At 38.9% G+C, this 24,832-nt stretch carries 21 protein-coding genes; 8 read left to right on the plus strand and 13 right to left on the minus strand.

The genetic code is table 11. The features are described 5' to 3' along the window. Positions 1-9: 9 nt before the first annotated feature. The 9 genes from H8692_RS10535 to H8692_RS10575 all read right to left on the minus strand — a co-directional run bounded on the left by H8692_RS10535 (position 10) and on the right by H8692_RS10575 (position 9,785). A complete protein-coding gene (locus tag H8692_RS10535; RefSeq protein ID WP_177268296.1) occupies positions 10-555 on the minus strand; it encodes a hydrolase in 546 nt (181 codons plus the stop codon). Next, positions 555-1,316, minus strand: a complete 762-nt coding sequence (gene surE / locus H8692_RS10540; RefSeq protein ID WP_177268304.1) for a 5'/3'-nucleotidase SurE — start codon at positions 1,314-1,316, stop codon at positions 555-557. The genes H8692_RS10535 and surE overlap by 1 nt, the downstream gene beginning before the upstream one ends. Before the next feature lie 151 nt (positions 1,317-1,467). After that, the gene (locus H8692_RS10545; protein WP_187525678.1) at positions 1,468-2,193 is read right to left on the minus strand and encodes an NAD-dependent protein deacylase; all 726 of its coding nucleotides are present in this window, start codon (positions 2,191-2,193) and stop codon (positions 1,468-1,470) included. A 14-nt stretch (positions 2,194-2,207) separates the two neighbouring features. Then, complete coding sequence (locus H8692_RS10550; RefSeq protein WP_177268308.1) at positions 2,208-2,888, minus strand: TIGR00266 family protein; 681 nt, start codon at positions 2,886-2,888, stop codon at positions 2,208-2,210. 132 nt (positions 2,889-3,020) lie between these two features. After that, entirely contained in the window at positions 3,021-3,770 is a 750-nt protein-coding gene (locus H8692_RS10555; RefSeq protein WP_177268310.1) for a TIGR03915 family putative DNA repair protein, read from the minus strand. Further along, complete coding sequence (locus tag H8692_RS10560; RefSeq protein ID WP_187525679.1) at positions 3,767-5,263, minus strand: putative DNA modification/repair radical SAM protein; 1,497 nt, start codon at positions 5,261-5,263, stop codon at positions 3,767-3,769. Before H8692_RS10560 ends, H8692_RS10555 begins: the two co-directional genes overlap by 4 nt. 410 nt (positions 5,264-5,673) lie before the next feature. Further along, positions 5,674-7,350 (minus strand): amidohydrolase, encoded by a 1,677-nt coding sequence (locus H8692_RS10565; RefSeq protein WP_187525680.1) that lies wholly within the window; start codon positions 7,348-7,350, stop codon positions 5,674-5,676. A gap of 19 nt (positions 7,351-7,369) precedes the next feature. Then, on the minus strand, positions 7,370-8,731 hold the full coding sequence (locus H8692_RS10570) for an APC family permease (protein WP_177268316.1): 1,362 nt from the start codon (positions 8,729-8,731) through the stop codon (positions 7,370-7,372). A 118-nt stretch (positions 8,732-8,849) separates the two neighbouring features. Next, on the minus strand, positions 8,850-9,785 hold the full coding sequence (locus H8692_RS10575) for a helix-turn-helix transcriptional regulator (RefSeq protein ID WP_177268318.1): 936 nt from the start codon (positions 9,783-9,785) through the stop codon (positions 8,850-8,852). Positions 9,786-10,012: 227 nt separating this feature from the next. Between H8692_RS10575 and H8692_RS10580 the strand changes: the two genes are divergently transcribed. From H8692_RS10580 to H8692_RS10600, 5 genes are all read left to right on the plus strand, one after another. After that, positions 10,013-11,179 (plus strand): patatin-like phospholipase family protein, encoded by a 1,167-nt coding sequence (locus H8692_RS10580; RefSeq protein WP_177268320.1) that lies wholly within the window; start codon positions 10,013-10,015, stop codon positions 11,177-11,179. A gap of 98 nt (positions 11,180-11,277) precedes the next feature. After that, positions 11,278-12,819 carry an amino acid adenylation domain-containing protein gene (locus H8692_RS10585; RefSeq protein WP_187525681.1) on the plus strand — a complete coding sequence of 514 codons (1,542 nt, stop codon included), beginning with the start codon at positions 11,278-11,280 and terminating at the stop codon, positions 12,817-12,819. Positions 12,820-12,823: 4 nt separating this feature from the next. Further along, positions 12,824-13,057, plus strand: a complete 234-nt coding sequence (locus H8692_RS10590) for an acyl carrier protein (RefSeq protein ID WP_177268324.1) — start codon at positions 12,824-12,826, stop codon at positions 13,055-13,057. Positions 13,058-13,070: 13 nt separating this feature from the next. After that, positions 13,071-14,660 carry an MBOAT family O-acyltransferase gene (locus H8692_RS10595; protein WP_187525682.1) on the plus strand — a complete coding sequence of 530 codons (1,590 nt, stop codon included), beginning with the start codon at positions 13,071-13,073 and terminating at the stop codon, positions 14,658-14,660. Positions 14,661-14,674: 14 nt separating this feature from the next. Next, a complete protein-coding gene (locus H8692_RS10600; protein WP_187525683.1) occupies positions 14,675-15,718 on the plus strand; it encodes a hypothetical protein in 1,044 nt (347 codons plus the stop codon). A 56-nt stretch (positions 15,719-15,774) separates the two neighbouring features. Here the strand turns inward: H8692_RS10600 and H8692_RS10605 are convergent, their stop codons facing one another. The 4 genes from H8692_RS10605 to H8692_RS10620 are packed head-to-tail and all read right to left on the minus strand — an operon-like array spanning position 15,775 to position 20,921. Next, on the minus strand, positions 15,775-17,172 hold the full coding sequence (locus H8692_RS10605; protein ID WP_187525684.1) for an aminopeptidase: 1,398 nt from the start codon (positions 17,170-17,172) through the stop codon (positions 15,775-15,777). 16 nt (positions 17,173-17,188) lie between these two features. Then, entirely contained in the window at positions 17,189-17,854 is a 666-nt protein-coding gene (locus H8692_RS10610; protein ID WP_177268332.1) for a GntR family transcriptional regulator, read from the minus strand. Positions 17,855-17,869: 15 nt separating this feature from the next. Beyond that, the gene (locus H8692_RS10615) at positions 17,870-18,997 is read right to left on the minus strand and encodes an isocitrate/isopropylmalate family dehydrogenase (RefSeq protein ID WP_177268334.1); all 1,128 of its coding nucleotides are present in this window, start codon (positions 18,995-18,997) and stop codon (positions 17,870-17,872) included. Between the two features lies 1 nt (position 18,998). Continuing rightward, positions 18,999-20,921 carry an aconitate hydratase gene (locus H8692_RS10620; RefSeq protein ID WP_177268336.1) on the minus strand — a complete coding sequence of 641 codons (1,923 nt, stop codon included), beginning with the start codon at positions 20,919-20,921 and terminating at the stop codon, positions 18,999-19,001. Between the two features lie 251 nt (positions 20,922-21,172). Here H8692_RS10620 and H8692_RS10625 point away from each other — a divergent pair, with 251 nt between their 5' ends. The 3 genes from H8692_RS10625 to H8692_RS10635 form a co-directional block, all read left to right on the plus strand. After that, positions 21,173-22,144: a response regulator transcription factor gene (locus H8692_RS10625; protein ID WP_187525685.1), complete on the plus strand. Its 972-nt coding sequence runs from the start codon at positions 21,173-21,175 to the stop codon at positions 22,142-22,144. Positions 22,145-22,466: 322 nt separating this feature from the next. Continuing rightward, the gene (locus H8692_RS10630; protein ID WP_177268340.1) at positions 22,467-24,215 is read left to right on the plus strand and encodes an APC family permease; all 1,749 of its coding nucleotides are present in this window, start codon (positions 22,467-22,469) and stop codon (positions 24,213-24,215) included. Between the two features lie 231 nt (positions 24,216-24,446). Beyond that, positions 24,447-24,832: saccharopine dehydrogenase NADP-binding domain-containing protein (locus H8692_RS10635; RefSeq protein WP_187525411.1), on the plus strand; the 386-nt coding region annotated here is incomplete at its 3' end.

Genomic DNA, 24,832 nt, shown 5'->3' on the forward strand with positions numbered 1-24,832 from the left:
ACGGTCTTCTTATTTCACTATAGCTGAGACCGCCTTAAATCCTTCGGCTTTAGAATCCCTCAGAATCTCATACAATATCGATTCATAAGTTGTTATGACCGCTCCTGCCTCACCCATTCTGGTTATACTCCAAAGCTTATCTTCCTCACTTCTTGATGATACGCAGTCTACAGCCAAATACACATTATAGCCGGCTTCCATCAGCTGCAATACAGTCTGCTGTACACATATATGCGCCTCTATTCCGCATACTACTATATTTTTTTTGTCAAATCCTTTTATTTTAGCAGCAAACTCCTCATTGGCCATGCATCCGAAAGTATTTTTCTCCACATGTTCAAAACTGCCCAGCGCCTCTGTCACTGACGGTATCGTTGCGCCCAGCCCCTTAGTGTACTGCTGCGTAACAACAGTAGGAATATCGAAGACTTTCATTCCTTTTATCAGTTTTACTGTTTTTTCTTCAAGCTTTGCTTCGTTGCTCATGGCCGGCATAAGTTTTTCCTGAAGATCGATAACTACAAATGCTGTATTGTCTCTTGTAAGTAAACTCATCACTCTATCCTCCACTTTTTTATTTCATCTACCATCTCGTATGCCGTCAAATCACGGTGTATAGGTGTAATACTGGCATATCCCTCCTGCATAGCTATCACATCTATCGTATCGGGAAGGCCTTCATATACTACAGGTTCTCCGTTATATTTGTATGCTGCCGTACCGTCACCAAGATCCACAGGAGCAAAGAACTCCTTATATTCCCGTTTCCCAAGTGTTGTATACTTCAGTCCTTTTATTTCATCTTCCGGAAGGTTGGGTGTGTTTATATTCAGTACAATGTCAGGAGATAATGTGCCCTCTGTTTTTTTAAGAACTTCAACCGCCAAATAACACGCATATTCAAAATGTTCGGCATTATGACTGTTTACAGAAACAGCCACGGCCGGTACGCCGCATATATTCCCTTCCAACGCTGCCGAAACAGTCCCCGAGTATAACGTATCTGTCCCTAAATTGCCTCCATGATTAATACCGGAAAACACCATATCTATTTTGATACCCTTATCGGCCAGTATCTTCATCCCCAGCTTTACACAGTCCGCAGGCGTTCCGGAAGTGCTCAGTGCATATTCTGCATTTTCAAAACATACTTCACGTACCGATATATGCTTGGAAACCGTAATACCATGTCCGCTGGCACTCCTCTGTCCGTCAGGAGCACATACATAAACAGAGGCTTCTGCTGACAGTGCTTTCACCAACTCTTTTATACCCTGCGCATTTATTCCGTCATCATTAGATACTAATATATTCATTAATCTACCTCTTATATCCAGTTGTATATGGTGTTGATTATATCATAAAAAAATCTTAAAATAAACCGCATACATGTAAAAGTTTTTTGTATCTCAATCATAAAACATCCCCTGAAAATATAGTCTTTTCAAAGGGATGCAATATATACGCTCAATCACCCAGAACCTTGCCTATTGAATCGTTTATAACAAGAGCGGCTCTGTCATCATATTCTGTTTCGGATTTATTTATCAGGATAAGATTTTTTCCTGAAAAATAATTGATCAAGCCGGCTGCAGGATATACAACAAGAGAAGTCCCTCCCACTATAAGAGTATCTGCTTTGCTTATAGCATTCACAGCGCCCATCACAACTCTCTCATCGAGTGATTCTTCATAAAGAACCACCTCCGGTTTCACAATACCTCCACACTTTTTACACTTAGGAACTCCGATTTCACAATTGCTTTCATCTATTATATATTCCAAATCATAACCGGTTCCGCACTCCATACATTTGTTTCTGAGGACAGACCCATGCAACTCATAAACAATTCTGCTTCCTGCCTTCTGATGAAGTCCATCTATATTTTGCGTTACTACACCGGTTAATTTCCCCGTTTTTTCCATTTCTGCAAGAGCTATATGCGCCTTATTAGGCTGTGCATCAGGATATAACAAATTTTTCTTATAATAATCAAAGAACATCTCTGTATGTTCCATAAAAAATGACCTTGAAAGCATTTGTTCCGGTGAATATCCATATTTATTCATAGCGTTGTAAAGACCTGATTCCGATCTGAAGTCAGGTATATTGCTTTCAGTAGAAACTCCGGCCCCTCCGAAAAACACTACCGATTTGCTCTCATCTACTACTTTTCTTACCCTTTTGTCCATATTACTGTTCTCCATTAGTTCCCCGAAGGGAAGTACGGTCTGAGAACTCCTGCAACATTTGACAAAGGCATCGTCTGAAGCCAAACATGACCGGGACCTGTTATGACAGTATTAAATAATCCTTCTCCTCCCAGGAATTTATTTTTCATCCCCGGAACTGTCTGTATTTCCATATTACATGTCGCAGACATTGCAGCAAGATGACCTGTATCTACTATCAGCTGTTGTCCTGCTTTCAGAGAATATTCTATAACATGGCCGTCAAACTCTCCGAACACAATGCCATTTCCGCTAAGCTTCTGCATAACAAAACCTTCTCCGCCAAACAGTCCACTGCCTATCTTTTTATTAAAAAATACTGAAAGATCGATGCCTATTTCTCCTGCAAGAAATACGCTCTTCTGACATATAAGCTCATTGCCCGGTGAGATCTCAAAAGCCCTTATAGATCCCGGAAAACTTGATGCAAATGCAATCATTCCCGGCCCACCCTGAGCAGTATATATGTTCTGAAAAAGTTTCTCTCCGGCAAACATCCTGCCTAAAGCCTTTCCTACTCCTCCATTGCTTGTAGTCTCCATCTTCATATTAGACGACATCCATGACATTCCGCCGCCTTCAGTCAGCATTTTTTCACCGGCTTCCAGCTGACATATAACTACGGGAAGTGTCTCCCCTTTTATTTCATATTTCATAATTTCACCTGCTCCCTTCCATAACGAGCTTTTGTCTTAACTATCTAATTCAAAGTATATAATTTTATGAATTTTTTTGCAATATATACGGTGATTTTTATTAGCAAAGACTATTCCATTCAGCACATTATTTTATCCGTTTTTCAAAACAGTCATTTCAGTAAGATTTTTCCAGTATCTAACAGGCATAAAGTTTTTCTGACATCTGGGATTTGTCCGTTCTCTTACAGCGATATTATCAAAATAATTCTTCCACAATCTACGATAATTCTGTTCATCAGCTGAAACCTCAGGAACATCCTTATCGTCAAACAAGGATATATACCAACGCCTCTGATAAGCAATCAGCGCTTTTCTTCTCCCTATGTCATGTATTATAAAAGGATCGTTCTTATATCTATCGCAGAAATGTGAGGCTATCAGTTCAAGTACATCATTATCAGGCTCAATCCGCCCATAAAGAATATTATTTTTCATTACGGAAAACCGCACAAACTGCAGCATCCTTTCCCGCTCAACGTCCACCTTTTTTTCTATGGATTGAATATCAAACACCTCCGGGAAGCTATGGAGCATTGATACACTCGCCCCTTTATGAAAACCGAGAAGTACATATTTCAAGATCTTTGTTTCCTTGTCCGAATCATTTGAAAGATAGACCTTATATATACGCCGAAGATCGTAAGATGATATCTTCTTCTCTATTGCCTCATATACAATAGTGGCTTTCACAGGATCAGTTTTAATATCCATACATCCTCCGAGCAAAGTAGACTGATATTCATCTTTCCTGAATATTCCGGAAGCCTTATCGGTATAGTAATTATGGTATATACATGTCAATATTCCTTCAAATGTACCATCATAAAGATAATCTATCATATCAATCCGGCAGAAGACAGCTTTTCCTGCCGCTCTCCTTTCTGAAGCCTGTTCCATGTATTATCAAACATAGATACCTGAAGCCCATCCTCCATCTGTAATATAGCATTTCTTATAACATCCTGCTCAAAACGCCTCTCTCCATAATACCGGCCCAGACAGGTAAGAAAATACTTGGCTCGTTTCAGCACTACTCCCATTTTTTTAAGATCCTCAAACCTTACCGCCGACACTCTTCTCTGTCTGATTATACGTTTTGCTGAAACAGCCCCTATTCCCGGTATTCTCATGAGCATTTCAAAAGAAGCTTTATTCACTTCCAAGGGAAAAAGTTCGAGATTTCTGAGTGCCCAAGCAACTTTAGGATCAAGATCCGGATCGAGATTTATTTCTTTTCCGCCAAATAACTCTTTAACGGAAAAACCATAAAATCGGAGCAGCCAATCAGCCTGATATATGCGGTGTTCTCTTTCCAAAGGAGGTAGCAATGTACTGTCAGGGAGTACAGGAGATTCCACTACAGGGATATATGCTGAATAATACACTCGCTTCATTTTAAAAGTCCTATAGAGATTCTCACTGGTAGTAAGAATACTCTTATCCGATTCCCCTCCTGCCCCTATTATCATCTGCGTCGTCTGACCTGCAGGGGCAAAACTCTTGTCCCTTTTAGCAAATTTCAGTGAAGATACTCCTGTTTTATTTCGCTGTACAATACGGTCTTTCATCGCGCTATCAGTATCTTCAAAAAATCCTATATATTTTTCGTAATCGGCAGAGCAATTCATATCCTCTGTCAAGTCTTCTCCCATTTTGCCCAGATGTTTTCTGCCTCCTCCAATATAGCTTTTTTCTGTATTCAAGTTCTGTCCTTTGAACATAGTTCCCGGACCTGTAAGGATATTGCGTTCTATTAATGAATTGGTAATCTGCCTCATGGGAGCAAAAATCTCCTTTGGTTTTTTCTGAGGTGCAAGCAGTGAGAGGCTCTTTGATGTAGGCATTTCTATATTAACACTTAGCCTATCTGCAAAAAGACCTATACGGTGCAGCAGTTCAGGAGAAACACCGGGGATTATCTTAGCATGTATATATCCGGCAAAGCCGTATTTGACCCTGAGCAGCTGCAATGATTCGAGAATACGTTCTGCTGTATGATCAGGAGAAATCTCGACTGCAGAACTCAAAAATAATCCCTCTATGTAATTGCGGCGGTAAAATTCTATCGTAAGCCTAGCCAGCTCATCAGGTTCAAAAGAAGCTCTGGGAAAATCATTGCTCCTTTTATTAACACAATATTCACAGTCATATACACATTTATTAGTGAACAATACTTTGAGCAGCGAAATACATCTGCCGTCAGCGCCCCATGAGTGGCATATGCCTGAAGCATGAGCGCTTCCTATATTACCATCGTTGTGTCTTCCTACCCCGCTGCTGGAACATGATACATCATATTTTGCACTGTCAGCTAATATCTTTAACTTTTTCATGATGGATTCCATTATCTGCCCTTCCTTTTCTCAAGTAATATATTGTATTTTATCACTTTGAGAACGTATGTTCAATATCAAGAACTTATGTTTTTAAAAAATAGCAATTTACAAGTCTTCAAACATAAAAAAATCATTATCAGATCTATCCTTTTATTCTCTGTTCTTCCAACAATAAAAAAGTTCCCATTATCATGAAAAATCAAATATAACGGAAACTTTTATCAAAATATTCAAACTTTATAAACCGAAATTTTTAAAGAACTCCAATCATCTATACTTCTCTTGCAGATAAAATCTTTCTTTTAAAGCCTTCTCCGTAAAAGCGCCCTCTAAAAGCAGGAGAAATAAGCAGATCACCCTTTATCATAATATCTTCATCCTGCCCTTATATCCATATAAAATATTTTTTATATGCTTCCCTTAATAGTTTTTCCGTCAAATATTACCGTTTCAACATTTATATCTTTTATTTGATTATCCGGGACATCAAAAGGATTCTTATCAAGGATTAAAATATTGGCTATCTTTCCCTTCTCCAAAGTCCCCATTATTTTCTCCCATCTCATCTGAACTGCACTATTTAAAGTATAACCCTTAAGCAGATCTGAAATGCTAAGCTTTGCTGACAGCGGGGGCCTTGCTGAATCCGGATATCTTCTCGGATCCAGAGGGAATTCAGGATCTATCCTTGTTGCTGCCACCTGCATACCAAAGAAAGGATAAGCCCTGTGCAGCTCATATCCTGTAACTACATCACTTGAAAAAGCAACTGTAGCTCCGCTTTTTATTATAGAATTAAACTGATACATTCGTTCCCATTTTTCTTTCGAATAATAATTCATAGCCTCCTCGCCAAAATACCCGCCCGACCAGTGACATGACCAGTTTATATAAACTCCCAACTGCACAGGCCTTTGCATATCAGATGGATCCACGATCTCACAATGAGCAAAGGTCGGTCTGCACACCCATGGAATACCGTTTCTTCCAGCTATAGCCTGAGCTTCTTCAACAGCATCACATCCTATACGAAAAGCTCTGTCCCCCACCATATGTATATGCAAATCCAAACACTCGTCATTACACATAAGCAGACATCTTATAAGTTCCTCCTTCTCCATCATTATCTCGCCATAATTTCCGGGATCGTTAATATGTTCATGAAGAGATGCTGAATTGCCGCTCTCATTAGTACCATCCAGAAACAGTTTCATAGTATTTATCTTTACATGATCTGTTGTATACTGTCTCTGATACTTGCGAAGAACTGCTATCTTTTCAGGAAGATCCTCCAAGCTCCAGAATCTTACCATGCCATCATAGTATACATTTAACTGACCTGCCATATCCATCTCATATATAGCCTTTATCTGATCATCATTTTCTATAAATCCATCTGCGATCGCCGTGATACCGCTGTTTTCAAGAAAATTGAAAAATCCTTTCATCGTCTTTGTGTTCAACTCTTCCGGCGGATACCATCCGATAGATCTAAACATATTATCTGCGAATTTCATCCATGCCATTTCTCTGATCCAACCTGTAGGATTACCTTCATTATCTCTTGCGAAAGTTTCCAAAGGACCCGGATCAGGCGTGTTTTTGTCTATTTCCAGCAATTCCAGCATTCTGCTGTTAACCCAGCATAAGTGCTCGCCAAAGTCCTGGCAAAGCACAGGTCTATCGCTTATAGCCTCATCCAGCAAAGCTTTATCCGGTCCTTTCTCATTAAACATAGAAGTAGGATAATATTCAAAATACAAAAACGGACATTCCGACTTAGGATGATTCTCTCCGTATTTTTTAACAAAAGTCAGAAGCTCATCCACATTATCTGTCCATGGAAGACGTACATGCCAAAGGCTTTTTGTCACCCAACCGGGATGTATGTGACTATCTATTATTCCGGGCATAAGAAACTTACCATGTGCATCATGAATTTTTGAATCTGCACCGCAGAATTCTTTTGCTTCATCTTCAGTTCCCACATAAATAATATTCTTATCGTCCAATACTATACAGTCTGCCTTGGGATGTTTCTCATTACAAGTGTATATCTGAGCATTTTTTATTACAGTTATCATTTTATTTCCTCCTTGAACGCTATTCATCTATTTTCATTTCAGGAGGCAACTGTCTGAATCCCTTTGTTTTAATCAGCAAATATATTACGCCGGTCAAAAGCCATATCCCTCCCAGAATCTTCGCAGGTGTTTCTATAAAATAGAAGACCGCCAACAGACTCATCATTCCGAGAGCAGGAACAGCTAAATGTCTGATCATAGCGGAAAATCCTTTCTCTCTGCCTTTGATGATATAATGACTTATAACAGAAAAATTAACCATAAAAAATCCGCATACAGCTCCAAAAGATACCAGAGATGCTGCACCCATAACATTATCCTGATAAAACAGCGCCGTAAGGGCGATCAAGGTCGTCAAAATTATATTATTCACAGGTGTACGGAATTTTGGTGATATCCTTCCAAAGAATTTTTTCGGAAGGATATTATCCCTACCCATGCCATAAAGTATACGTGAAACAGCGCCCATTCCTGCCAATGCACATACAAAACTTCCACAATTATCAACGATAAAGAATACTGTGCCCAGCCAACTCATTCCTATATGAGGGAACAACTCGAATATTCCGGTATCAGGATCCTGAATATCTACATGTGCTGAAGGCCATGCTATCTGAGAAAAATAAGCCACTATGGCAAAAATTATTCCTGCTCCAATAACTACCCCCATAATAGCCTTCCCCATCACTTTCTCCGGCTCCTTGGCTTCTTCTGCCAGCGTTGTTACTGCATCAAAACCCACAAAAGATGCACACAGTACCGCAGAAGCCGAAAGCACTCCTTTAAGTTCAAAATTATCCGGGTTATAAAATGCCGAAGGATCAAAAAGAGTTCCCGCTCCTCCGCCTCCTGTCACATATCTAACTATACAGGCCACGAAAAGAATAGTGAAAGCAATTGCTGCGCAAGTAACTATTGTATCTATAATGCTTGCTGTCTTTATTCCTACTATATTTATTATCATACCTATGGCTGCAACAACTACAACTATTGCCCATACCGGTATCATCGGAAAATATTCATTGATATAAACACCAAGAAGGAGATAACAGATCATCGGAAGAAGCAAATAATCAACAAGCATTACCCAACCCGACAGAAAACCTAAATGTGGCTGCACTGATTTGCTTATATAAGTATATGCAGAGCCTGCGGAAGGATATGCTTTCACCATCTGCGTATAGCTATACGCTGTAAAAGCCATCACTACTGCAGTCGTACACAAAGCCAGAGTATACATACCATGTGTTCCTGGTGTAAAAAGTCCGTAATAATTGAAAACTACCGTAGGCGCCAGATAAGACAATCCAAACATAATGATAAGCGGCAGTGTCAGTGTCCGTTTGAGAGAAATTTCTCGTTTTTGTTTCTTTTCATTCATAAATAAAACCTCCCTAAATATTACAATGATTATAATTTCATAATATTCAGAGAGTTTATCCAATACAATGTCTTTTAATTGTTGTTTTCTATCTTTTATCTCTATAATAGACAATATTTTATTCTTCAAACATATTTATATAATGTTCCACCATAAGGTCATCTACTATACTCCTGACAACACGCGGTTCATAATAAACCATACTATCATCTAAATGCCTTACGTACTTTTGACGAAACTGTCTGGGAGTACATTTATACCACTCCTTAAAAGCTTTATAGTAATACTGTGGATCCGAAAAGCCACATTCTTCGGAAATCTCAACAATAGTCTTGTCAGTATTTATGAGAAACCACTCTGATCTATTTGCTCTTATATAAGAAAGCATTCTGCGAAAGCCAATTGACCATTTTAACATAAATTCGGAAAGATAACTTCCGCTCAGCCCAAGATGAGAAGCAAGATCATCCAATGTTACTTTTTCCCAAAAACGCTTACCCAGATATGCGTATATTTGTTGACATCTTGCCAAAATATCCCGATTCATTTCAATTTTCCCTGAATGAAACAAAACTATATCAAAGTGGGAAACAAAGAGATCCACTACCGAACTCGTAATATTTCCGATTCTTTCAGCATTTTCCGCTGCATTTCCCTCCAGTATTATCTTCAACAATGTTATCAGTTTTCCTCTCAGTCTGTCGTGATATATTGTAGGGTACTCCATAGTCGTCTGTCTGCAGCCTTCACATACAAACATCTGATATTTAATATTAGGGTATTTTTCCTCAAAGGCCATTAAATCAACATAAAAAGATGCACACATGTTATATCCATCACTGTGAAGATAGTAGGCGTCTCTGTCCACGGAAACATATTCACCTGCATTCAGAGTGAACTCCTCATATGCATACGAAAATTTAACAGTACCTGTAAGACAAAAGATTATTTCCAGCATTCCTGCATCATGCATATGCAAAGACTTGTCTTTAACTGCATAAACACTAATACTTAAAGGCTTATCACATATTTTTATTATGTTCTCATTACTCATATATGTCAGATCTCCTCCATATCACCACAATTATTAAAAGTCTTCTAATATGTCCAGTAGATGCTCAAGGTTTTTTAATTTATATATTAATAGCAAAAAATATTTGCAGCAATATATTTGTTTATTAAAGTTCTGCATTATTTGATAATTTTGGCGAAAACTCTCCTTATATATTCTGTCACAAATCTTATAATTTGGCTATAATACTTTAAGGAGGCAGTATTCACATGAAAAAAACAGCATTAGTACTCAGTGGCGGAGGAAGCAGGGGGGCATACGAGATAGGTGTTTGGAAGGCTTTAAAGACTCTGGGCATACAAATTGATATGGTCATGGGAACTTCTGTGGGAGCCATCAACGGAGCCATGATCGTTCAGGATGATCTCAATCTTGCAGAAAATCTATGGCTGCAGCTTGAAACATCCATGATATTTGATATAGGCGAAAACGAAAGTCATACAGATGACACTCTTCTATATGCAAAGGAAATCATTCTTCACAGAGGCGCAGGAAGTTCCGGCCTTTCGGAGCTTCTTCACAAATACATAGACGAAGAACGACTAAGAAAATCTCACATGGGCTATGGCCTTGTAACTACAGAATTCCCTTCCTTTAAAGAATACTCACTTTACAAAAATGATATTCCCAAAGGAAGACTTATAGATTACATCATGGCCAGCGCCTCATGTTTTCCTGCTGTAAGAAAATACAATATAAACGGCAAAAGTTTCATAGACGGAGGATACCGTGACAATCTTCCCGTCTCCATGGCTATGCAACAAAAAGCTTCCCGCATAATAGCTGTTGATCTTCAGGCCACAGGAGTAATAAAGCAAAACGTCTTAAATGAAGCGGCAGACATATGCGAAGAATTTCACCTTATAAAAAGCCATCTGTCGCTCGGCAACTTTCTTATATTCGATAAAATCAACACAACTAAAATAATGACACTGGGATTTCTTGATACAATGCGCAATTTTAACAAATACGACGGAAAGATATATACATTCAGGAAAAATAATTTTACTCCTCATCAGCTGAAAGGCGCTGAGAATGCCGCTGATTTTCTTGGCCTTGATCCCTGTCTGATATATGACAGAAAAAATTTCATATCATTAATACAAAAACAACTTAAAGCTTTTCAAAATACGCCTTCTTTTTCGGAATCTCTGTCACAGTTTAAATCGGTCAAATGGTCAGATACAAAAAAATCTGTCGATATAATAAAAAGTATTGTTGCTGATTCCGATCTTCGCATGTCTTTTGTAATCTATATTTCGGAAAGCCTCAAAGAAAACAGAGAGGAAAGCATTTTCCTGAACCCATCCGTATTCAGACTTTTCTGCCCTGAAATACAAGCTGCTAATTTTCTTATTCATCAAAACCTTCTGTAGTCTTTGAACCAAAATTAATAAATTATTAAGAATTTACCTCCTTTATATTTAAACATTTCTTTTATATCATGGTCATAACAAAAGGGGTGTGACCATATATGAAAAATATACTTGAATATCTTGAAAAAACTGCGGAAAAAAATCCTCACAAAATAGGATTCACAGATGAAAAACGTGAGGTTTCTTTTCTCCAGCTAATGAACAATTCTAAAAAAATCGCAGGGTCTCTGAAATCCCTGTCTAAAAACAGTCCTGTAGCTATAATGATCGAACGAAGTGTTGAATGCATAGAATCTATGTTTGCCGCTGTATACGCAGGTTGTTTCTACACAGTCATAGATATCCATTCTCCTCTATCCAGGATCAATGAAATATTCCAAGCTTTAAAGCCCGGAGCAGTAATAACTGACAATGACAGTCTTTCCATTGCCGGCCAACTTAAATATCTTTCGGAGGAAGATTCTGAAAACATACAGCTGATTCTATATGAAGAAGCAGTAAAAGATCACATAGACAATAAGTTTCTCAGCAGAGCCAGATTATACATGATAGATTCTGATCCTCTGTATGTTCTTTTTACCAGTGGTTCTTCCGGAACTCCCAAAGGAACTGTCCTTTCCCATAGAAGTGTCATAAATTATATTGAATGGGTATCAGAGGAATTTAGCTTTAGCCAGACTACCATCTTTGGATCACAGACTCCTCTTTATTTTTCTATGTCAGTGACAGATCTTTTTTCTACACTAAAATGCGGAGGAACATATACCCTTATTCCCAAAATGATGTTTTCATTTCCCGTAAAACTGATAGAATACATGAACAGCCGGCAGATCAATACAATCTACTGGGTTCCTTCCGCCCTTGCCATAGCTTCAAACTGGAACCTTTTTCAATATGAAAAGCTTATGTATATAGAAAAAGTTCTGTTTGCAGGAGAAGTAATGCCTGTAAAGCATCTTAACTACTGGATCCGTTTTCTGCCTAAATGTGTTTATGCCAATCTCTTTGGTCCCACAGAAACAACAGATATATGTACATTTTATGTTATAGACAGAGAATTTAAAGATGATGAACAGCTTCCTATAGGAAAGCCATGTAACAACTGTGATGTATTTCTGCTTACAGAAGATGGCCGCATGGCAGCTCCGGGAGAAGAAGGAGAAATTGCAGTTCGAGGTTCTTTTCTGGCATCAGGCTATTATAACGATCCCGAAAAAACAGAGGCAGCATTTCCGCAAAACCCGCTTAATAAATCATATCCGGAAAGAATATACAAAACCGGAGATCTGGCCAGATTAAACGAAAAAGGGGAATATATATATATATCACGAAAAGATTTTCAAATAAAAAGAATGGGATATCGCATAGAATTAGGAGAAATTGAAGCCGCTGCCATATCCCTGAAAGGGATAAAATCTGCCGCAGCAGTCTGTGACAGTGAAAGCGGACGCATACTTCTTATCTGTGAGGGTAAAGTCAAAGAGCCTGAGCAGATATCAGAAACACTCAAAAAGAAGATTCCGTCTTATATGCTTCCTGATGAAATTATCAAAATAAAAGTTATGCCATATAATGCTAATGGTAAAATTGACAGAGCCAAATTAAAAAAATACATAACAACTGACAGAAAGATGAGGTAACAACATGAAAGAATTACTGAAAATTTTACACGAAATAAAACCCGATGTTAATTTTGAAGGCAGAACCGACTTGTTTTCATCAGGTGATCTTGATTCTATGAATATTATAATGCTTGTATCGGAAATAAACGATGAGTTTGATGTAGATATAAAAGTTCCTGATATAATTCCTGAAAATTTCAACTCCACAGAAAATATAATGAAACTTATTAAAAAGCTTCAGGATGAAGAAATTTAAGGATATGTAAGTTATGAATTATACAACAATAGTCTTTCTCTTTTTTCTTCTGGCTACAGGAGTACTGTATTTTTCAGCCCCAAAAAAAATACAGTGGGGCGTTCTTCTGGCTGCATCAATGTTTTTTTACATACTTTCATGTGGAGTAAAAACGGCTTTCCTTCTTGCCGCCGCAACTGTCATATATACAGGAGCCCTTATCATTCAAACCATAGAAGACAAATTCGCCATAAGAAAAAAAGAATTAGAAAAAAATCAGAGAAAAGAGCTGAGAAAAAAGGCTGAGAGAAAAAAGAAAATTATCGCTGCTGCATCTATTATACTTATGATCCTCATGATTTTCAGTACTAAATACTTTAATTTTTTTGGCTCCATAATAAATCAGGCTATGAGTGCATCAGGCATCGGGCATCCTATACCTGTACTGAAAATCCTGATGCCTTTAGGGATATCCTACTACACACTCATGGGTATAAGTTATATTACAGATGTATACAGAAAAACTATAACAGCAGAGCGCAATCCTTTAATGCTTCTGCTTTTTCTCTGTTACTTCCCTCATATAATCGAAGGACCTTTTGACCGTTATGCCCCTCTGTCCAATCAATTTCGTCAATCTCATAGGCCGGATTATGACAGAATTAAAAACGGAGGAATACGACTTGTCTGGGGACTGTTCAAAAAATTTGTCATAGCAGACAGAGCAGGCCTTATTGTCAATACAGTTTTTTCACATGAGGATATGTATAGCGGCAGCGTATTTATCATTGCCATACTTCTCTATACACTTCAAATATATACTGAATTTTCCGGATGTATGGATATGGTATGCGGAACATCTCAAATGTTTGGTATAACTATATCTGAAAACTTCAAACGTCCTTTTTTCTCCAGATCTATAAATGAATTTTGGAGACGATGGCATATCACACTTGGGGAATGGTTAAAAGATTACGTATTTTACCCTGTAAGTCTCTCCGGACATTTTAAAAAAATAAACGAAAAAATAAGAAAACATATAAATTCAAAATATCTCCTTGCTCTCATCCCCAGCGCTTACGCTTTATTCTTCGTTTGGTTCTGTAACGGTCTGTGGCACGGAGCAAGTATAAAATATATATTCTATGGATTGTATTACTACATTCTCATGATGATGGGACAAGCAGCAAAACCCTTATCAGACAAATGTCTTGCAAAACTACATGTTTCCAGAAACTCTCACGGATATCATATTTTTGAAGTTATCAGAACATGTATCATAGTCTGTTTCGGAATGATGATATTCAGGTCTGGCAGCCTGAGTCAAGCATGTTCTGTATTCACCGGAATATTTGCAAATTTTAATATATCTCAAATATTCAGCGGTGCACTGATGGTGAAAGGAATCCATATATGGGATTATTTTATTCTTGCGATTTCTTTCATGCTACTTTTAACTATATCATATTTACAGGAAAAGGGTATGAATATCAGAGAAACACTGTCCAAACAGATTATTCCCATTCGCTGGACTATATATATAATACTGCTGTTTTCCATAATTATATTCGGAGCCTACGGAGGAAATTTCGCCAACACTACATTCATATATGGAGAATTTTAGAAAGGAAGAAAATCATGAACATCAATACAAAAAATATACGAAATATTATCAGAGCTGTTATATTTATGAGTTTATTCGTATTGATATTTATATTTCTTTCAAAAGTATTCACCGTAAGCGGAAACTCGTCGGAAGACGGCATGGAGTCAAGAATATCAAATGCTTACAGAGGAGAGGACAGGAATTCTCTGGATGTCATATTCATCGGCAACAGTGATATGTACAGAGGAATTTCTCCAGTAGATATGTACCACGTAACAGGCATAACCTCAGCTGTCTCCGGCCGGCCTAACAACAGTCTTCAGGAAATATCAAACGATATAGATGACATACTTAAATATCAGAAGCCTAAGCTTTTAGTTCTTGAAACAGACTGTATGTTTTCCGGAAAAAATCCTCATTTTAGAAACTCTAAAACAAAACATACCTCATTATTCAAAAAAATAAAGGATTCTGTTGATAACGGGGACAGCGCTATAATTTCCGCAATCAACTACTATTTTCCATTGATAAAATATCACGACAGATGGAAAAAACTAAGTTTATCAGCATTTATTCATCATTCCCGAAACTTTTACAAATTTCACAACAAAGGAATGGCTTACTCAGATAAAATAAAACCTTATATCTCTCAGCAAGATTATATGTGCAGCAGTAAAACAAAAACTGCAAGAATCAGTTCCGACAACAAAAAAATTTTCAAGGATATATATGACAAATGTAAAAATAATAATATACAGTTGATTCTTATGACAGTTCCTTCGGCCAATACATGGAATATTTCCAAGTCTCAGGCCACACAGAAGCTTGCCGATCAATACGGTCTTCGGTATTATGATTATAATCTCACATACCCTCAAGACTTCGATTGGAAACTACATACCAAAGACGGAGGAAACCATCTTAACTACGCAGGAGCTGTCACTGTGACCAATGATTTCGGCAGAAAATTGAAGGAAGAAATAAATCTGCCTGAAAGCGACATAACAAAAAAACAAAAAGATAAATGGAAGAAAGACTATGAAGCTTTTCACAAAAAAATATCAGACCGCAAATAACGAATAATGCGGCAGCCAATGGCTGCCGCATATTTTTATATCTATACAAATCAATATTACATATTTTTCAGGAATGCCTTATATCCTTTATAAGCCTCATATATATCAGCCTTACTGGCGATCTCCCACGGCGCATGCATACACAGCACCGCTACACCGCTGTCGATAACTTCCATACCATAGTTTGCCATAATATAAGCGATAGTACCGCCGCCACCGGCATCCACTTTACCCAGTTCGGCGAACTGATAAGCTACATGATCTTCATCAAGAGCCTTTCTTATGGCTGCCAGATATTCTGCATTGGCATCATTAGATCCGCTTTTTCCCCTGCTCCCGGTAAATTTATTGAATACAAGCCCTTTTGAAAAGAATGCAGAACTTCTCTTTTCAAATACTTCCGTAAACATAGGATCATAAGCAGCGCTTACATCAGAAGACAGCATTTTAGAATTCTGCAAAGCACGTCTTACTTTAAGATCAGAGGTCTCTCCCATAAGAGCCAACAGCTCCGCCACAGTATTCTCAAAGAATCTGGACTGCATTCCCGTGGCACCTACACTCCCTATTTCCTCTTTATCGACCAAAATACAACATGATGTCTTTTGGGGTTCATCCACATCAAGCATAGCAAACAATGACGTAAAGGCACATACTCTGTCATCCTGACCATATGCCATTACCATGCTTCTGTCAAGCCCCATGTCTCTCGCCTTTCCTGCAGGGACTATCTCAAGTTCTGCAGATACAAAGTCTTCCTCCGACATATCGTAATATTCTCTTAGGAGCTTCAATACATTGCTTTTTACAGCTTCCTTTTCTTCTTCTCTGAATCCATCTTCTTTTCCGACAGGACGGCTACCAATAAGAAGGTCAAGTTTCTCACCTTCAATCACGATACCTGCTTTTTTTTCCATCTGCTTTGCAGCCAGATGTATCAGAAGATCAGTAACGGCGAAAACCGGATCATCATCTTTTTCACCTATGCAAATTTCCTTAATCTCACCGTTTTTCTTTGCTACAACACCGTGAATAGCCAGCGGAAGAGTCACCCACTGGTATTTTTTGATACCTCCGTAATAGTGAGTATCAAGATACGCGAATTCTTCACTCTCATACAGAGGATTTTGTTTCACATCTATCCTCGGAGAATCAATATGCGCTCCCAGTATATTCATTCCTCTTTCAAGCGGCTCTTCTCCTATGTTAAACAACGATATACTCTTATTCATACATACTGCATAGACCTTATCACCGTGCTTTACTTCTGTCTGATCCTTTATGAGCCCTTTGATATCTCTATAGCCCTTCTCTTCAGCCATGCGTACCGCTATTTTCACGCACTCTCTCTCAGTTTTTCCTTCATCCAAACAGGATTTATACATCGTGTTTATACGATCCAGCTCTGTCAGCTGATCCCTATTGTATGAAGACCATACATTATTTCTTTCCATCTGTGGTCACCTCCGATCATATCCCACAGCGCCTTTCTTTAGCTCTGTTGATATGTATTTCCATTGCCAAGGCTCCTGCCTTAGTGTCTTTATCCTTAAAGGCCTTAAAAATCGCTCTGTGTTCTTCAAGCACAGTTGTCAGATAATTATCATCATATACAGATTCAGCACCTTTATACTTAAGAAAGTTCTGATAAGATGACAGAAGCTTCTTTAGCATCTTATTATGCGAAGCCTCATATATAACCTGATGAAAACCTGTATTAATGGTCAGCATCTTGTCTATATCATTTCTCATAGTATAAAATTCCATAAACTCAAAAGTCTCTTCAAGCCGATCCATCTCTTCTTCACTTATCCTTTCGATGGCCCACTTCACTGCCTGCACTTCATACGCTTTTCTCAGTTCAAACATGTCTTCATAATCCTGATCTGTCATTCCCACGACAAACGCTCCTCTGTTGAGAATATTCTCTACAAGACCATCAGTCTCAAGCTGACGCAGCGCTTCTCTTACAGGAGTTCTGCTCACCCCGTAAGTTTTGCAAAGTTGCTGCTCTGTCAGCTTCTGCCCGGGTTTAAGTTTACCGGTCAGTATATCTTTTTGCAATTTCCCCAAAAGGCTTGTGGAAAGAGGCGCGTTGCTTATTTCCGTTTCATCGGAAAATTTGTATAGTACCATATCAGATCACCATACTTAAATCCTGTCCAATACAAAACCGGTAAAGTCTGCAGCTGTATTGCCTGTTCCATCTCCCGGCATATCCAAAGATTCTTGAGCCGCATCAAGAGCTGATTCAAGTTTAGAAGCTTTTTCTGTCATTCCGATATGTCTCAACATCATTACTGCCGCTCTGTTAATGCTGGCAGGGTTTGCATATTCTCCTATGCCCTCTTCCATCATACGTGGGGCTGATCCATGTATAGCTTCAAACATTGCATATTTACTTCCGATATTGGCGCTTCCTGCCGTGCCTACACCTCCCTGCAGCTGAGCAGCTTCGTCTGTTATAATATCACCATAAAGATTAGGAAGTATAACTACATTGAAATTACTGTTTATCTGATCATTGACAAGATTAGCTGCCATGATGTCCACATACCAGTCGTCTGTTTTTATATCAGGATAATCTTTAGCTACATCGTAGCACAGACTCAGAAACTTGCCGTCTGTTTTTTTCATGATGTTGGCCTTTGTAACGATAGAAACATTCTTGTTCCCATTGTTCTTGGCATACTCGAAAGCCGCTTTCGCCAGCCTGATCGTCCCCATAGATGTCGTCACCTTAAAGTCTATTGATATGTCCTCATTAATATCTATACCCTTGCTGCCTAAAGCGTATTCACCTTCTGTGTTTTCTCTGTAAAAAATCCAATCGATGTTTTTTTCAGGAATAACTACAGGTCTTACATTAGCAAATAAATCCAACTCTCTCCTCAATGTCACATTGGCGCTTTCTATATTAGGAAGATTATCACCTTTTCCCGGAGTAGTAGTAGGACCTTTAAGCAAAAGATCACACTCTTTTATGGCAGCAAGCACATCAGAAGGAACTGTCTCCATTTTAGCAATTCTGTTTTCGAGAGTAAGGCCATCTATCTTCCGCAGTTCTATTTTACCGGTACTGATTTCTTCGGCAAGCAATTTTTCCAGAACTTTTCTGCAAGAATCCATAATAATGGGACCGATACCATCCCCATCCACAGTTCCTATTACTATCTTATCCATAGAAGAAAAGTCGGCGGCGGCAGGAGAGTTTTTAAGCTTCTCTACTCTTTCCAGCTGTTCTTCTACGATTTTCCTAAAATGTTCTGTATATGTCATATTAATCCTCCTTGATGGCATTTATCTTACCACCTTTTAATATCATATTTATTTCCAGATCTGAAAAATTAGATTTCGTACTGTATACCTTACCCTTTGTTATATTTTTTACTTCTATAGTATCATTTTTTACCTGTGACGGAGCATTCTCAATTATAAGCTGATCCCCCAGATCAAAAGTATCATAATCGGCAGAATTTTTAAATACAAGAGGAAGTATTCCACTGTTTATCAGGTTTGATCTGTGTATTCTGGCAAATGATTTGGCTATTACGAATTTAACTCCCAAATATAAAGGCGCCAGTGCAGCATGCTCTCTGCTGCTTCCCTGTCCGTAATTGTCACCGCCTATGATAACGCACTGTCCAGCTTCTTTACATCTTTGGGAAAAGCCGCCGTCTATCTTCTCAAAACAATAGTTCGAAAGATATGGTATATTGGATCTATAAGGCAAAAGCCTCGAATCAGAAGGCATTATATCATCTGTCGTTATATTGTCTCCTGCATGAAGAACTACCTTTGCCTCTACGTTCTCGGGAAGGTCTGAGTTTCTTGGGAAAGGTTTTATATTCGGACCCATCACTACCTCTGTATTTTCAGTATCACAGCCCTTTGGATATACGATGAAATTATCATTTGGTGTGAATTCTGTATTTGAAATTTCAGGAAGTGATTCTCCGCTAATCATTCCGTCTGTCAAAACGCCTTTTATAGCAGAAACAGCTGCTGTCTCAGGACTCACAAGATAAACATCTGCATCAAGCGTTCCGCTTCTTCCTTTAAAGTTCCTGTTGAAAGTCCTGAGAGAAACCGCTCCTGATTTAGGAGACTGTCCCATTCCGATACATGGGCCGCATGCATTTTCTATTATTCTTGCTCCTGAACTTATAATATCTGCCAAAGCTCCGTTTTCAGCCATTTTCGCAAGAATCTTGCTCGATCCGGGCGAAATCACAAGGCTTACATCAGGATGAACTTTCTTTCCTTTTAATATAGCGGCTACTTTCATCAAATCTGTATATGAGGAGTTTGTGCAGCTTCCAATCGCTACCTGATCTATCTTTATCTCGCCTATATTTTTTACACTGTCTACATTATCAGGGCTATGAGGCATTGCCGCAAGAGGTGTGAGAGAATCCAAATCTACTATAAGCTCTTCGTCATATGCTGCATCTTCATCAGCACTGAGAGGGGTATAGTCTTCTTCTCTGCCCTGACATTTGAGATATTCCAATGTATTTTCATCACTTGGGAATACAGATGTAGTTGCACCCAGCTCAGCTCCCATATTGGTTATGGTCGCCCTGTCTGTAACAGAAAGGCTTTTTACGCCTTCGCCTGTATACTCTATGATCTTACCTACGCCGCCTTTTACAGTAAGCTGCTGTAATACATAAAGAATAACATCCTTTGCCGATACCCATGGTTTAAGAGTCCCCTTAAGCTCTACTTTTACCACCTTAGGAGCCGTAAGGCTATATGTTCCCTTGGCCATAGCTACAGCCACATCAAGACCCCCTGCCCCTATGGCGATCATTCCCAACCCGCCGCCTGTCGGCGTATGACTGTCCGAGCCAAGAAGAGTTTTCCCCGGTTTTCCGTAATTTTCAAGATGCAGCTGATGACATATGCCATTTCCCGGCTTTGAAAAAAGGACACCATGTCTCTTCGCCACGCTCTTGATGAATTCGTGGTCATCAGCATTCTCAAAACCTGTCTGAAGTGTATTATGATCTATATAAGCAACGGATAACTCTGTCTTAACCTTATCTATCTCCATTGCTTCAAGCTGCAGATAAACCATTGTTCCCGTTGAATCCTGAGTCAGCGTCTGATCTATCCTTATTGTGATTTCCTCACCAGGCGACAGCTTGCCTTCCACTATATGGTTTTCTAAAATCTTATACGCTAATGTCTTGCCCATTATGTAATTACCTCCTGAATCTGTGATCATTTTTTGTATTTCTGTATACAATTATACAATTTCATTTGACACAGGTCAACCTCAAATTGCCTCGAAATGCTGTTACTTTAGTGTTACTATCACCATATCATGGCTGTATACCGGTATTAGTTTTTTAACATAATAACGGTTGACTTATAGGTTAAAAGGTTACTATAATATACGAGTCAGCATTAGGTAAACTTAAGATAGACTTCAATAAGGGAGGTTTTATGAATTTCACCTCACTCAACATTCATGATATATACAACTTCATATATATTGCACTTATGATTCTCGGAGGAGTCACACTGACTCTTACCATAATACTGAATGCTAAAGAACGAGGCAGGCAGCATAAAGCGATACTGTTATTTGTTACGTCTATATTTCTTTATATGGTCACGGATTTCATAACATACTACTTTTTGGGTGAACTGGCATCGGGAAGTTTTGTATTCATACTCATAACCTTGTCTGACACACTGTTCTGTCTGGTCATCACAGCCTGGGTATATGCCATTATGGTCCTTGCGAAAATAGAAGAGGCCATAAATATGAAATGGATGATAATCGCATCTGCTATATATCTGGTATCTTCTCAAATACTTTCTTTCTACTTGGGTCGATATGACTCTTATACTCTCCACGTGGACAAAGGTTTCTGGAACATAATCTTTCAGATACTGAACGGAGGATATGACATAGGCATAATGGCCATTGGAATAAGATGTATGATACTTTTGTGTAAGAAGTACAAAAAAGGTGCTAGCAGAAATATAAACTTGCTTATGTCAGCACTTCTCATAGGTTACATGGTATGGATCTCCTATTGGGACTACAGCACTTGGTACAAAACAGAGGAGAAGCTCCTTAATATATACGCTATGGATCCTCTTATCCTGCTTTATGCAATACTGAATATCTTTCTCATATATTACTTTTACAAAAATGATCCTTTGAAGATATCAGAATCTCAGATTTCCCCTGATGAAGCAGTTAATATCATCGCCAAACGATATATGCTTTCGGAAAGAGAGCGAGAAGTTCTCATACTGGTGAATCGGGGACTGAGCAACAAACAGATCGCCACGGAACTTTCCATATCAGAAAATACAGTAAAAAGACATATAAGCAATATTTTCAAAAAAACAGAAACCCAAAGCAGGCATGAGATAATATATAAGATTTCAAAAGCAAACTGAAATTAAAGTTATCAAAACACCGTCATCCGTACGGTGTTTTTTCATATGCAAAAATATTAGCTGTCCGTATGTCATCGTCAAAGCATAACAGCTTTTTCCATAAAAAACAGGTCGGTTGGTTTTGCTTTCAGCATGAAACTCGGTCTCCCAATGATACTCAAAGTATTATCACAGGGTTGTACAAAAATGGCCCTGCCAATACTACCATAGTGTCATTGATAATTTTGAACAAATGGGCAACAATAATAAATGCTTAAAGCAACGCCCGGCCGCACCAAGCCGGGTAACACACTAATACTAATTTAATAAAGGAGGTTTTGAATTGAGTCAAGATCAAAGCAGCGGTGTATTGCCTGCTGCAGACACAAAGAAAAGCACAGCGGCTCTAAAAAAAACCAGTATGTCGCTGATCGGTGTGGTAGCATTGATTTTCTCATTTGTTGCCGCCGGCGCATTCGGTATTGAAGAAGCGATTTCGGCAAGTGGTCCGGGATTGACTTTAATAATGCTGGTAGTCTTTCCATTTATCTGGGCCTTCCCTCTCAGTGAAATGGTCGGCGAATTAGGGTCTCTGTATCCTACCGAAGGTGGTATTTATTCATGGGCAAGAGAATCTCTCGGAGAATTCTGGGGATGGCAGGCAGGTTTCTGGTCAGGTATATCCACATGGCTCTGTCAGGCTCAATATTGCGCTCTGGTAGCAGGATATGCAGCAAAGTATATTCCGATGAGTGAAACTACGGAATATCTTGTGAAGCTTGCAGTCGTTCTGGTATTTACTATAATTAATATTATAGGACTGGAATCTCTTGAAAAACTGGAAACAGTTTTCACTGTAATAGTAATTATCGCTTTCGTGGCAGTTACTGTAGTCGGACTTATAAACTGGAATTACAATCCTGTAACGCCTATATATAATGAAGACGAAGGAGTCCTCCACTCAATAGGTGGCGGAATCAGCATCATAATCTGGATGTATTGCGGATATGAATGTATGTCAAATATGGCAGGCGAACTCAACAATCCACAGGTAATACCAAAAGCCATGAGGATATCACAGCCTGTTATCGCACTTACATATGTATTGCCTACACTTGCTGCTCTTGCAGCTATCGGCTCATGGAGTGCGTGGAATACAGATTCAGGCGCAGGACATGTAGGATATGCAGATGTACTGATTCAGAATCTGGGCTCATGGGCAGGTATTTTGTTTGTTCTTGTAGCAGTATTATCGAACTGTTCTATATTCTGTTCATATATTGCACACGGTTCAAGAGCCTTCTTTGTAATGGCAGACGACCACATGTTCCCTAAATTCATGGCAAAGGTCGACAAAAGAGGAGTTCCTGTAGTAGCTATAGTGCTTCTGGCCATATTTACAGCTATCACTTGCAAGTTTGACTTTGCAACGTTGGTAATGGCCACAACACCTATACAGCTGTTCCTTTATCTTGCTTTGGCAGCATGTATCATCAAAGTCCGTAAAGAATATCCTGTTGAAGACAGGAGAAAAATGGGACTTACGGTTATGCCCGGAGGTAAAATAGGACTCGTAGTATGTACAGGACTTGTAATGACAATTTGTATCATTGCCCTCTATATCAATGGAACCGAATACTTTGTAGTAGGCTTCCTTATCCTCGCCATCAGCCTTGCTCTCTATCTCATATGCAAATGGGTATACAAAGGAAGAGTAAAAGATGATCCTGATGCATATCCTCTCAATGCCAAGACAAAACTTGGTATTGGAGACATAAGAGATATAGGCGTATTCATTACTCTCGCCGGTATAGGCGGATTGGCGGGGTCATTCATACTGAACTGGTATGATGGCAGCTACGGTACCGAATATTATCTTGAAGAGTACGGAAGCGGTCTGTTCAGTAACTTCGATGCTATGATAGGACTGTGCAGATGGCTTGGACTAATACTCTTAGTGGTCGGAATCATATTATGGTTCATAGGACACAAAACAGAAGGATCAGAGCTTCAGAGACTTGAACCTCTTAGAAAACATAAGCTCGATGAAATGATAAAAGAACTTCACGGGAAATACCCGGGGGAAAAATAATATAAAACACCTCAAACACCTCGATGCACTTTAAAGTGTATCACAGCAAATAATGCTGAACTGTCCGTTTTGTCATCCAATCGCCTCACGGCGCTTGGGACAAAAGGCAGGGGTGTAAAGAAAAAATGTAACCTTGATGGTTGCTTCCGGCAACCATATATATGAAACACCGCAAGGGTGTAACCTTGATGATTGCCTCTGGCAACCATATATATGAAAGGAGAAATTAAAATGGGTAAGAAAATACTGGTATTAGGAACAGGCGCGCAGGGTTCAACAGTAGCACAGAGAATGGATGAAGAAGCAAATGTTGAAAAGATCATCTGTGCAGATGCCGATCACAAAGCAGTAGATGAGCTTGTAAAGATCTTAAAGAAAGCAGAAGGAGCTTACGTAGATGCAGATGATGTTGAAAGCATCAAGAAGGCAGCAGAAGGCGTAGACCTTATCGTAAACGCACTGCCAATCAGATTCGCACCAAAAGTACTTGATGCGGCTCTGGCAGTAAAGGCAAACTATCAGGACTTTGCGGCTACAGACGTACTGGATCCATGGTGGCCTACATGCGTAGAGATCATGTACAATGATTATGGCAAGAAATTCGCAGAGATCGGAAA

The sequence above is a fragment of the Lentihominibacter hominis genome (assembly GCF_014385065.1).
Lineage (GTDB): Bacteria > Bacillota > Clostridia > Peptostreptococcales > Anaerovoracaceae > Lentihominibacter > Lentihominibacter hominis.